This window comes from Pseudomonas sp. DVZ6, assembly GCF_024259445.1.
In the GTDB taxonomy this organism is placed as follows: Bacteria; Pseudomonadota; Gammaproteobacteria; order Pseudomonadales; family Pseudomonadaceae; genus Aquipseudomonas; species Aquipseudomonas peradeniyensis.
Genome location: NZ_JANCLM010000003.1, coordinates 72513 through 84364 on the forward strand (window position 1 = coordinate 72513; position 11852 = coordinate 84364).

At 66.2% G+C, this 11852-nt stretch carries 6 protein-coding genes; 2 read left to right on the forward strand and 4 right to left on the reverse strand.

Going from position 1 to position 11852, the window contains the following annotated elements:
- Position 1: 1 nt before the first annotated feature.
- The 4 genes from ligA to NMG10_RS02750 form a co-directional block, all read right to left on the reverse strand.
- On the reverse strand, positions 2 to 2344 hold the full coding sequence (ligA, locus tag NMG10_RS02735) for an NAD-dependent DNA ligase LigA (RefSeq protein WP_254463799.1): 2343 nt from the start codon (positions 2342 to 2344) through the stop codon (positions 2 to 4).
- Positions 2345 to 2444: 100 nt separating this feature from the next.
- Entirely contained in the window at positions 2445 to 3335 is an 891-nt protein-coding gene (gene zipA / locus NMG10_RS02740) for a cell division protein ZipA (RefSeq protein ID WP_203651753.1), read from the reverse strand.
- A gap of 205 nt (positions 3336 to 3540) precedes the next feature.
- The gene (gene smc, locus NMG10_RS02745; RefSeq protein WP_254463800.1) at positions 3541 to 7029 is read right to left on the reverse strand and encodes a chromosome segregation protein SMC; all 3489 of its coding nucleotides are present in this window, start codon (positions 7027 to 7029) and stop codon (positions 3541 to 3543) included.
- Positions 7030 to 7032: 3 nt separating this feature from the next.
- Positions 7033 to 7692 (reverse strand): GntR family transcriptional regulator, encoded by a 660-nt coding sequence (locus NMG10_RS02750; protein ID WP_254463801.1) that lies wholly within the window; start codon positions 7690 to 7692, stop codon positions 7033 to 7035.
- Positions 7693 to 7964: 272 nt separating this feature from the next.
- Between NMG10_RS02750 and xdhA the strand changes: the two genes are divergently transcribed.
- Both xdhA and xdhB read left to right on the forward strand, forming a co-directional pair.
- Positions 7965 to 9419: a xanthine dehydrogenase small subunit gene (gene xdhA / locus NMG10_RS02755; protein WP_254463802.1), complete on the forward strand. Its 1455-nt coding sequence runs from the start codon at positions 7965 to 7967 to the stop codon at positions 9417 to 9419.
- A complete protein-coding gene (gene xdhB, locus NMG10_RS02760; protein WP_254463803.1) occupies positions 9412 to 11811 on the forward strand; it encodes a xanthine dehydrogenase molybdopterin binding subunit in 2400 nt (799 codons plus the stop codon). Before xdhA ends, xdhB begins: the two co-directional genes overlap by 8 nt.
- Positions 11812 to 11852 lie beyond the last annotated feature (41 nt).

Sequence of the window (11852 nt, forward strand, 5' to 3'; positions counted from 1 at the left end):
TTCAGACGCTGATACCACGCTCCGCCAGGAAGCCCACGAACGCCTCCTCGTCCATCACCGCCACGCCCAGCTCGCCGGCCTTGGCCAGCTTGGAGCCGGCGCCGGGGCCGGCGACCACACAGTGGGTCTTGCCCGACACGGAACCCGCCACCTTGGCCCCCAGGCTTTCCAGCTTCTCCTTGGCGATATCGCGGCTCATGCGTTCCAGGGTGCCGGTCAGCACCCAGGTCTGTCCGGCCAGCGGCAAGCCCTCGGCGGACTTCTTCTCACACGACCAGTGCATGCCGAATTCCAGCAACTGGGCCTCGATGGCGTGGGCCAGCTGCTGGTTGGCCTCGACCTTGAAGAACTCGCGCACCCCGTCGGCGGCCTTGGTATTCAGGGCCTGGCGCAAGTCGATGCCATCGGCGGCGATGATCTTGTCCAGCGTACCCAGCTTGTCCACCAGCTTCTCGGCGCCGGTCGGGCCGACCGAGGGGATGTCGAGCTTGGCAAGCATCCCGGCCAGCGTGGTGCTGGCGGCGAACTCGGCGGCAAGCTCGCCCTCGTCCTGCAACTGCATGCCGCTGGCCAGCAACTGCGCGATGACCTCGCGATTGTGCGCGTCCTCGAAGAAGTTGTGGATCTCGTGGGCAACCTCTAGGCCGATGTCCGGCAGATAGGTCAGCACCTGCGGCAACGCCACCTGCACCCGCGCCAGGCTGCCCAGGGAGCGGGCCAGGACCTTGGCGGTCTCCTCGCCGACATCGGGGATGCCCAGCGCATAGATGAAGCGCGCCAGGCTCGGGCGCTTGCTCGCCTCGATGGCGGCCAGCAGCTTGTTGCTCGATACCTCGGCAAAGCCTTCCAGCGCCACCACCTGGTCGAAGGTCAGGTGATAGAGATCGGCCGGTGAGCGGATCAGGTTCTCGTCGACCAGCTGCTCGACGCTCTTCTCGCCCAGGCCGTCGATGTCCATGGCCCGGCGCGATACGTAGTGGATGATCGCCTGCTTGAGCTGGGCAGCGCAGCTCAGGCGCCCCACGCAACGGTACACCGCGCCTTCGCTGGTGGTTTCCTTGCCCTTGCTGCGCTTGACCAGCTGGGTGCGCTCGACCTGCGAGCCGCACACCGGGCACTGCGTGGGCACCTCGACCGGCCGGGCGTCCTGCGGACGGCGGTCGAGCACCACCTGCATCACCTGCGGGATCACATCGCCGGCGCGGCGGATAATCACCGTGTCGCCGATGCGCAGGCCCAGGCGGGCGATCTCGTCCATGTTGTGCAAGGTGGCGTTGGACACGGTCACGCCGGCCACCTTGACCGGCTTGAGCCGCGCCACCGGGGTCACCGCGCCGGTGCGGCCAACCTGGAACTCGACGTCGAGTACCTCGGTGAGCTCTTCCATGGCCGGGAACTTGTGGGCGATCGCCCAGCGTGGCTCGCGGGCGCGGAAGCCCAGCTCACGCTGGGAGGCCAGGCTGTTGACCTTGAACACCACACCGTCGATCTCGTAGGGCAGGCCATTGCGACGGGCACCGATATCGCGGTAGTAGGCCAGGCACTCCTCGATGCCGGCGGCATGGCGCAGCTCGCGGCTGATCGGCAACCCCCAGGTCTTGAGCTTTTCGAGGATGCCGATATGGCTGTCGCCAAAAGGCTCGGATACCTGGCCGACGCCATAGCAGCAGAATTCCAGCGGGCGGCTGGCGGTGATCTTCGAGTCCAGCTGGCGCAGGCTGCCGGCCGCGGCGTTGCGCGGGTTGGCGAAGGTCTTGCCGCCGGCGTCGGCCTGGGCGGCGTTAAGCCGGTCGAAACCGGCCTTGCTCATGTACACCTCGCCGCGCACCTCCAGCACCGCCGGCCAGCCCTCGCCCTGCAGCTTGAGCGGGATGTTGCGCACGGTGCGCACGTTGGTGCTGATGTCCTCGCCGGTGGTGCCGTCGCCGCGGGTGGCGCCCTGCACCAGCTGGCCATCGCGGTACAGCAGGCTCACCGCCAGGCCGTCGAGTTTCGGCTCACAGCTGTAGTCCACCGCGGCCTGATCACCGCCCGGCAGGTCCAGACCCTCCACGACGCGGCGACCGAAATCGCGCAGGTCATCCTCCTCGAAGGCGTTGCCCAGGCTGAGCATCGGCACCTCGTGGCGGACCTGGCTGAAAGCCGCCAGCGCCGCACCACCGACGCGCTGGGTCGGCGAGTCCGGGGTCACCAGGTGCGGATGCTCCGCCTCCAGCGCCTTGAGTTCGTTGAACAGGCGGTCGTATTCGGCATCGGGCACGCTGGGTTCGTCGAGCACGTAGTAGCGGTAGTTGTGCTGGTCGAGTTCGGCGCGCAGGGCATGGATTCGGGATTCGGCGTTCATGGCTTGTCTTCTCTTGCAAAGCAAAAGAGCAGCCCCTGGCTGCTCTTTTGCTTGAATCATCGCGGCGCGGATCGAGGCAGGATCCGCCCGCTCGTAAACATCAGCGTTTCTGGGTCAGGGCGCGGCGCTCGAACTCGACGATGCGCTGGCGGTAGTGCTCGATGGTCTGGGCGGTCAGCACGCTGCGCTGGTCGTCCTTGAGCTCACCGTTGAGCTCGTGGGCCAACTTGCGGGCGGCGGCCACCATCACGTCGAAGGCCTGCTTGGGATGACGCGGGCCAGGCAGACCGAGGAAGAAGCTCACCGCACGGGTGCTGAAATGGTCGATGTCGTCCAGGTCGAACACGCCGGGCTTGACCGCGTTGGCCATGGAGAACAGCACTTCGCCGTGGCCGGCCATGCTCTCGTGGCGGTGGAAGATGTCCATTTCGCCGAAGCGCAGGCCGCTTTCGAGGATGTTCTGCAGCAGCGCCGGGCCCTTGAAGCCACCTTCGTCACGGGAAATGACGCTGATCACCAGCACTTCCTCGGCCGGCGGCAGCTCCTTGGCCGGCGTGCTCGGCGCGGTGAATCCGTTGGCGCGGGTGTTGTCGGCGGCGAAATCGTCGTCGCCACCCTCGAACAGGTCGGGCTCGCGGGGCTCGGCGGCCAGGTTCAGGTCACCCTGCTGCGGCTCGCTGTGGTTGCGCTTGCCGCGCTTGGCCTTGGCCGGCTTGGGTTCGCGCTCGCGCTCCCGTTCACGCGCAGGGACGCTGACCGACGGCAGGTCGGACTCGTCCAGCTCGGGCTCTTTATGGGTATCCAGCACACGCGCAGGGCCGAGCACCTCGGCGCTGCCGCTGTCGTCGTCCGGGGCGTTGGCGTAGCTACGGTCCAGACGGAACTTCAACTTGCCCTTGCCGCCGCGCATGCGGCGCCAGCCGTCGAAAAGAATACCGGCGATGACAATGATGCCGATGACGATCAGCCACTCGCGCAGACCGATTTCCATGTAATCCCGTGCCTCTATAAAAAATATGCTTGAAAACAAAGGCTTCAAAGGCCTTTAACACGTGGCGCCAACTCTATGTTCTGACAGGCGTTTTACCCACGCAAAAAACAAGTGACATTAAGCTAGCACGACCAAAGGCAACTTTACACCGTCTGTCGCATCTGCTGAGGCTTTTGCCTACATGTTCACACCCATTCTTTACCCCTTACGCATCGACCATGGCCATTGCCTCTTCCACATCAACTGCAACAAGACGTGAACAACCCGGCTCGTGCATGGTCACCCCCATCAGCTGGTCGGCCATTTCCATGGCGATCTTGTTGTGGGTGATGTAGATGAACTGCACGGTCTCGCTCATTTCCTTGACCAGGCGGGCATAGCGCCCGACGTTGGCGTCGTCCAGCGGCGCGTCGACCTCGTCGAGCATGCAGAACGGCGCCGGGTTCAGCTTGAAGATGGCGAACACCAGGGCCAGGGCCGTCAGTGCCTTCTCGCCGCCGGACAACAGATGGATGGTGCTGTTCTTCTTGCCCGGTGGACGCGCCATGATCGTCACCCCTGTATCGAGTAGATCTTCGCCCGTCAGTTCCAGATAAGCGCTGCCGCCACCGAAAACTTTTGGGAAAAGTGCCTGTAATCCGGCATTTATCTGATCAAAGGTATCCTTGAAGCGGTTGCGGGTTTCCTTGTCGATCTTGCGGATGACGTTTTCCAGGGTCTCCAGCGCCTCAACCAGGTCGGCGTCCTGGGCGTCCAGGTAACGCTTGCGTTCGGACTGCTGTTCGTATTCCTCGATGGCCGCCAGGTTGATCGCGCCCAGGCGCTGGATGCGCGCCTCGATCTGCTCCAATGCCTGTTCGGTACCCTGCTCGCTGGCATCGGCCTCGAGCGTGGCGAGCACGCCCTGAAGATCGTAGCCGTCGGCGAGCAGTTGTTCCTGCAAGGTCTTGCGTCGCACGTCCAGGCCCTGGGACTCCAGGCGCTGCTGCTCCAGCTGGCCGCGCAACAGTTGCGACTGCTGCTCGGCCTGGGTGCGGCGCCGTTCGGCATCGCGCAGCTCACGGTCGGCCTCGTCCATGTGCAGGCGCGCCTGGCGCATTTCCTCGTCGACGCTCATGCGTCGCTCCAGCAGCTCTTCGAGCTTGAGGCGCAATTCTTCCAGCGGCGCCTCGCCCTCCTCCAGGTTCAGGTTCAACTGCTCCTGGCGCTCGCCCAGGCGTGCGGCCTGCTGTTCCAGGCGTTCGAGGGCCTGACGGGTCGAGTCATGCTGGGCGCGCAGCGAGCCCAGGCGCACGGCCAGCTGGTGACCGTGGTCCTTGTGCTGGCGGGCCTCCTGGCGGATGCGGTCGAGACCTTCGCGCAGGGTGTCGCGGCGCGCCATCAACAGCTCGCGCTGCTCGGTGTCCTGGGCCATCAGTTCCAGGGCTTCCTGCAGCAACAGGCGCGCCTCGCCCAGTTGCTCGTGCTCCAGGGCGCGCTGCTCCTGCAGCTCGGTCAGTTCTTCCTGCAGGCGCCGGCGGCGCAGCTCCAGCTGCTCGGCACGGGCACGGCCGGCGGACAGGCGCGCCTTGAGCTCGCCGTGCTGACGGCCTTCGTCCTGACTGCGACGACGCAGCTGCTCGCGTTGCTCCTCCAGGTCGAGCTGCTGCTCGCGCAGGCGTTGCAACTGTTCGTCGAGCTGTTCGAGCAAGGCCTCCTGATCCAACTGTTCCTGCCCCAGGCGCTCGATCTCCTGGCCACGGGCCAGCACGCCACCCTGGGCCTCGCTTCCTCGGCTGACCCGCAGGAAGTGTCGCCCGACCCAATAGCCGTCACGGCTGACCAGGCTCTGCCCATCGTTCAGCGACGCCCGCCGGGCCAGGGCCTGCTCCAGGGTGTCCACCGGCATGACCTGGCCCAGCCAGGGCGACAGGTCGACGCGCCCTTCGACCTTGTCGAGCAGGCTGCCGGGGACGGTCGCGCCCCCTCCCCCCGCCATCAGCAGGCGCAGTTCGCCCTGCTCCAGCGCGGCGAACTCCAGGCCGGCGAAATCATCCAGCAGCACTGCCTGCAGATCGGCGCCCAGCACCGTTTCCACCGCCAGCTCCCAGCCGGGCTCGACCCGCAGCCCCTCGGCCAGCCGTGGGCGCTGTTCCAGGCCCTGGGCGCGCAGCCAGTCGGCGGCCCCGACACCCGGTTCCAGCGCGGCCTGCTGCAAGGCTTCGAGGGACGCCAGGCGCCCGCCCAGGCGCTGCAGGTCACCCTGCTGTTGCTGCTGCGCCTGGCTGGCCTGCTGCATCTGCTCGCGCAACGCATCCAGCTGCTCGACCACCTGCCGCTCCTGCAGCTGGAGTTCCTCGAGCAGCAACTCACTGCCGGCCACCTGCTCGCCCAGGTCGCTGGTCTCGGTATCCTGAGTATCCTCGCCGAGCTGGTCACGCTCTTCGCCCAGCTTGCGCTGGCGCTCGGCCAGACGCTCCAGGCTGGCCTCCAGCTGCGCCAGGCGCGCCTGCTGTACTTCGGCCTGGCGGCGCGGCTCGGCGGAGCGGGTGTTGAAGCTGTCCCACTGCTCCTGCCAGCCGTGCATGCCCAGCTCGGCCTCTTCCAGGGTCGCGGCGGCCTCCTCGGCCGCGGCCAGGGTCAGCTCCTGCTCGGGCTCGAGCATCGCCAGCTCTTCACCGAGGGTCGCCAGCAAGGTGCGGTCGTGCCCCAGGTGCGATTCGGTTTCCAGGCGGCTGCGCTCGGCTTCCTTGAGGTCGTCCTGCAACTGGCGCAGGCGTTGCTGGCCATGCTGAATGCTCTGCTCGACCCGGGCAATATCGCCGGCCACTGAATAGAAGCGGCCCTGCACCTGGTTGAAGCGTTCGGACAGCTCATGATGGCCGTCGCGCAGGCGCTCGATGCTGGCATCGGCATTGCGCTGCTCGGCCACCAGCGCCTCGAAGGCGATCTCCTGGTCGCCAATGACCGTCTCGCGCTGGCGCACCCGCTGGTCCAGGTCGCGCCAGCGCAGGGCCGCCAGGCGCGCCTTGAGCTGGCGTTCCTCGGCCTTGTACTCGCGGTACTTCTCGGCGGCCTGGGCCTGTCGGTGCAGGCGCTCGAGCTGGCGCTCCAGCTCTTCGCGCAGGTCGGTCAGGCGCGCCAGGTTCTCCTGGGTGCGGCGGATACGGTTCTCGGTCTCGCGGCGGCGCTCCTTGTACTTGGAGATGCCGGCCGCCTCCTCGATGAAATTGCGCAGCTCCTCGGGCTTGGCCTCGATCAGCTTGGAGATCATGCCCTGCTCGATGATCGAGTAGCTACGCGGCCCCAGGCCCGTGCCGAGGAAGATATCGGTGATATCACGGCGCCGACACTTGGTGCCGTTGAGGTAATAGGTGTTCTGCCCGTCGCGGGTGACCTTGCGGCGGATCGAGATCTCGGCGTAGGCGGCATACTCGCCGACCAGGGTGTTGTCGCTGTTGTCGAACACCAGTTCGATGCTGGCCTGGCTGACCGGTTTGCGGCTGGTGGAGCCGTTGAAGATGACATCGGTCATCGACTCGCCGCGCAGGTTTTTGGCCGAGCTTTCGCCCATCACCCAGCGCACCGCGTCGATGATGTTGGACTTGCCGCAGCCATTGGGACCGACCACGGCCGCCATGTTGCTGGGAAAATTGACCGTGGTCGGGTCGACGAAGGACTTGAATCCGGCCAGGCGGATGCACTTCAGGCGCATCGGTCAGACCCGCGCCAGCGCCGCCAGCACCAGTTCGCAACTGCGCTGGCAATAGGCGGTGAGCACCTCGCGGATGCGCGGCAGGTCGCGGGCGACCACGGCTTCGAGCAGGCGGGCGAACAGCTCGAGGTAATCGACCATGTTGGCCTGGCGCTGGTCCAGGGCCAGGTAGTAGGCGCGGCTCATGGCCGGCTGCAGGTTCTCGACGGTTTCCTGCAGGTACGGGTTGTTGGCGAACGGATAGGCGGCGCGCATCACCGCGAAGCTGTCGCCAACGAAGGATTTGATGTCCTTGGCGGCATGGGCCTGCTTGAGGCGCTGCTGGATGTCCAGGAATGGGCGCAGGTCGCTGTCGCTGCGCCAATGCTGGGCAACGGCGTTGCCCAGCAGGATGTAGAACTCGCCCATCAGTGTGCACAGGCTGCGCACACTGTTCTCGTCCAGCTCGGTCACATGGGCGCCACGGCGCGGCAGGATCGCCACCAGGTGACGGCGTTCGAGAATGAGCAGCGCCTCGCGCACCGAGCCGCGACTGACGTTGAGGGCCTGGGTGACCTTCTGCTCCTGGATGCGCTCGCCGGGTGCGAGTTCGCCGCGGATGATCCGCTCGGCCAGGTAGTGGGCAATTTGCTCGGAGAGGCTGTCCGGCGCCTTGAACGTCATGGTTTTCCTTCGCGATCTGGGTAGCTGTGCACAAGGGCGCGATTGTAGCGCACTTGTCCCGTGCCCGCGCAGCGGCGCGACGCGCTTTGTGCGACTGGCGGGTCAACTTTCCCACTCGGCGCGAACTATGCTTGGAGAAAGGCTCGATGAAGCGGTTCGGAAGGCCTCTGGACGAAATCTTGACCTTTGAGTCAGAAAATTATTGACCTCAGGGTCAAGCGTTGCTTAGAGTCCGCCCGAACAACAATAAAACCATTGCGAGGCCCTCCCCCGTGATCCAGTTTCTCGTCAACCAGGAGCTGCGCAACGAGCACGCCCTGGACCCGAACATGACGGTGCTGCAATACCTGCGCGAGCACCTGGGCAAACCCGGCACCAAGGAAGGTTGCGCCAGCGGCGACTGCGGCGCCTGCACCGTGGTCGTCGGCGAACTCGTCCAGAACGACCAGGGCGGCGACGCCATCCGCTACCGCAGCCTCAACTCGTGCCTGACGTTCGTGTCCTCCCTGCACGGTAAGCAGCTGATCAGCGTCGAGGGCCTCAAGCACCAGGGCGAACTGCACAGCGTGCAGAAAGCCATGGCCGACTGCCATGGTTCGCAGTGCGGCTTCTGCACCCCCGGTTTCGTCATGTCGCTGTTCGCCCTGCAGAAGAACAGCGAGGGCCACGACCTGCACCAGGCCCAGGAGGCCCTGGCCGGCAACCTGTGCCGCTGCACCGGCTACCGGCCGATCCTCGAAGCCGCCGAGCAGAGCTGCGCCCGCCCCTGCCGCGACCAGTTCGACGCCCAGCAGGCGCAGACCATCGCCCGCCTCAAGGCCATCGCTCCGCAACAGACCGGCGAGCTCAACAGCGGCGACAAGCGCTGCCTGGTGCCGCTGACCGTGGCCGACCTGGCCGACCTGTACAGCTCGCACCCCGAGGCGCGCCTGCTGGCCGGCGGCACCGACCTGGCGCTGGAGGTCACCCAGTTCCACCGCACCCTGCCGGTGATGATCTACGTCGGCCATGTCGCCGAGCTCAAGCGCATCGACAAGACCGCCACCCACCTGGAGATCGGCGCCGCCACCCCGCTGACCGACTGCTACACCACGCTCAATGAGGAATACCCCGACTTCGGCGACCTGCTGCACCGCTTCGCCTCGCTGCAGATCCGCAACCAGGGCACCCTGGGCGGCAACATCGGCAACGCCTCGCCGATCGGCGACTCGCCGCCCCTGCTGATCGCCCTCGACGCGCAGATCGTCCTGCGTCAGGGCGAGCGCCAGCGCACCCTGGCCCTGGAAGACTACTTCATCGACTACCGCATCACCGCGCGCCAGGACAGCGAGTTCATCGAGAAAATCATCGTGCCGCGCGCCAGCAATGACTGGGCGTTCCGCGCCTACAAGGTGTCCAAGCGCCTGGACGACGACATCTCCGCCGTGTGCGCGGCGTTCAACCTGAGCATCGAGAACGGCGTGGTCAGCGGCGTGCGCATCGCCTTCGGCGGCATGGCGGCGATTCCGAAACGCGCCCGCGCCTGCGAAGCCGCGTTGCGCGGCAAGCCGTGGAACCAGGCCAACATCGAGCGTGCCTGCCAGGCCCTGGCCGAGGACTTCACCCCGCTCAGCGACTTCCGCGCCAGCCGCGAGTACCGCCTGCTGACCGCGCAGAACCTGCTGCGCAAGTACTTCATCGAACTGCAAACGCCGCACATCGAAACCCGGGTGACCGCCTATGTCTAATCATCACGCCGTCAAGAGCCAGGCCGAGATGGCCGCATTGTTCAGCCAGGACCTGACCACCGGGGTCGGCCGCAGCCTCAAGCACGACAGCGCCGACAAGCACGTGGCGGGCGAGGCGGTGTACATCGACGACCGCCTGGAATTCCCCAACCAGCTGCACGTCTATGCGCGCACCGCGGACCGCGCCCATGCGCGCATCCTGCGCATCGACACCACGCCCTGCTATCAGTTCGAAGGCGTGCGCATCGCCATCACCCACGAGGACATCCCGGGGCTCAAGGATATCGGTCCGGTGGTGGCCGGCGACCCGCTGCTGGCCATCGACAAGGTCGAGTTCTTCGGCCAGCCGGTGCTCGCCGTGGCCGCCCGCGACCTGGACACCGCGCGCCGCGCGGCGATGGCGGCGATCGTCGAGTACGAAGACCTGGAACCGGTGCTCGACGTGGTCGAGGCGCTGCGCAAGAAGCACTTCGTGCTCGACAGCCACACCCACAAGCGCGGTGATTCGGACACGGCCCTGGCCAGCGCCCCGCACCGCATCCAGGGCAGCCTGCACATCGGCGGCCAGGAGCATTTCTACCTGGAGACCCAGATCAGCTCGGTGATGCCCAGCGAAGACGGCGGCATGATCGTCTACTGCTCCACGCAGAACCCCACCGAGGTGCAGAAGCTGGTCGCCGAGGTGCTCGACGTGCCGATGCACAAGATCGTCGTCGACATGCGCCGCATGGGTGGTGGCTTCGGCGGCAAGGAAACCCAGGCCGCCAGCCCCGCCTGCCTGTGCGCGGTGATCGCGCGCCTGACCGGCCAGCCGACCAAGATGCGCCTGCCCCGCGTCGAAGACATGATGATGACCGGCAAGCGCCATCCGTTCTACGTCGAGTACGACGTCGGCTTCGACGACAGCGGCCGCCTGCACGGCATCAACTTCGACCTGGCCGGCAACTGCGGCTACTCGCCCGACCTTTCCGGCTCGATCGTCGACCGCGCCATGTTCCACTCCGACAACGCCTACTACCTGGGCGACGCCACGGTGCACGGCCACCGCTGCAAGACCAACACCGCCTCCAACACCGCCTACCGCGGCTTCGGTGGCCCGCAAGGCATGGTCGCCATCGAGCAGGTGATGGACCATATCGCCCGCCACCTGGCGCTGGACCCGCTGGCGGTGCGCAAGGCCAACTACTACGGCAAGACCGAGCGCAACGTCACCCACTACTACCAGACCGTCGAGCACAACATGCTCGAGGAGATGACCGCCGAGATCGAGGCGAGCAGCGATTACCATGAGCGCCGCGAATCAATCCGCCGCTTCAACGCCAACAGTCCGGTACTGAAAAAGGGCCTGGCGCTGACCCCGGTGAAGTTCGGTATCTCGTTCACCGCCACCTTCCTCAACCAGGCAGGTGCCTTGATCCACATCTACACCGACGGCAGCATCCACCTCAACCACGGCGGCACCGAGATGGGCCAGGGCCTGAACACCAAGGTTGCGCAGGTGGTGGCCCAGGTGTTTCAGGTCGACTTCGACCGCATCCAGATCACCGCCACCAACACCGACAAGGTGCCCAACACTTCGCCGACCGCGGCCTCCAGCGGCGCCGACCTGAATGGCAAGGCAGCGCAGAACGCCGCCGAGATCCTCAAGAAGCGCCTGACCGAGTTCGCCGCCCGGCACTACAACGTCACCGAGGAGGACGTCGAGTTCCGCAACGGCCATGTGCGCGTGCGCGACCAGATCGTCAGCTTCGAGCAACTGGTGCAGCAGGCCTACTTCGCCCAGGTGTCGCTGTCGACCACCGGTTTCTACCGCACGCCGAAGATCTTCTACGACCGCTCCCAGGCCCGTGGCCGGCCGTTCTACTACTTCGCCTTCGGCGCGGCGTGCGTGGAGGTGATCGTCGACACCCTGACCGGCGAGTACAAGATGCTGCGCGCCGACATCCTGCACGACGTCGGCGACTCGCTGAACCCGGCCATCGACATTGGCCAGGTCGAGGGCGGCTTCGTCCAGGGCATGGGCTGGCTGACCACCGAGGAGCTGGTGTGGAATGCCAAGGGCAAGCTGATGACCAACGGCCCGGCCAGCTACAAGATCCCGGCGGTGGCCGACATGCCGATCGACATGCGTGTGAAGCTGGTCGAAAACCGCAAGAACCCCGAGGACACGGTGTTCCATTCCAAGGCCGTGGGCGAGCCGCCGTTCATGCTCGGTATCGCCGCCTGGTGCGCGATCAAGGACGCGGTGGCGAGCATCGCCGACTACCGTGTGCAGCCCGAGATCGACGCGCCGTCGACGCCGGAGCGGGTGTTGTGGGGATGTGAGCAGATGCGCAAGGCGGTGGCGGCGCAGCAGCCTGTGGAACAGGAACTGGAACCGGTGACGCACTGACAGCGCGCCCCTCTGTAGGAGCGGCCTTGCGCCGCGAAAGG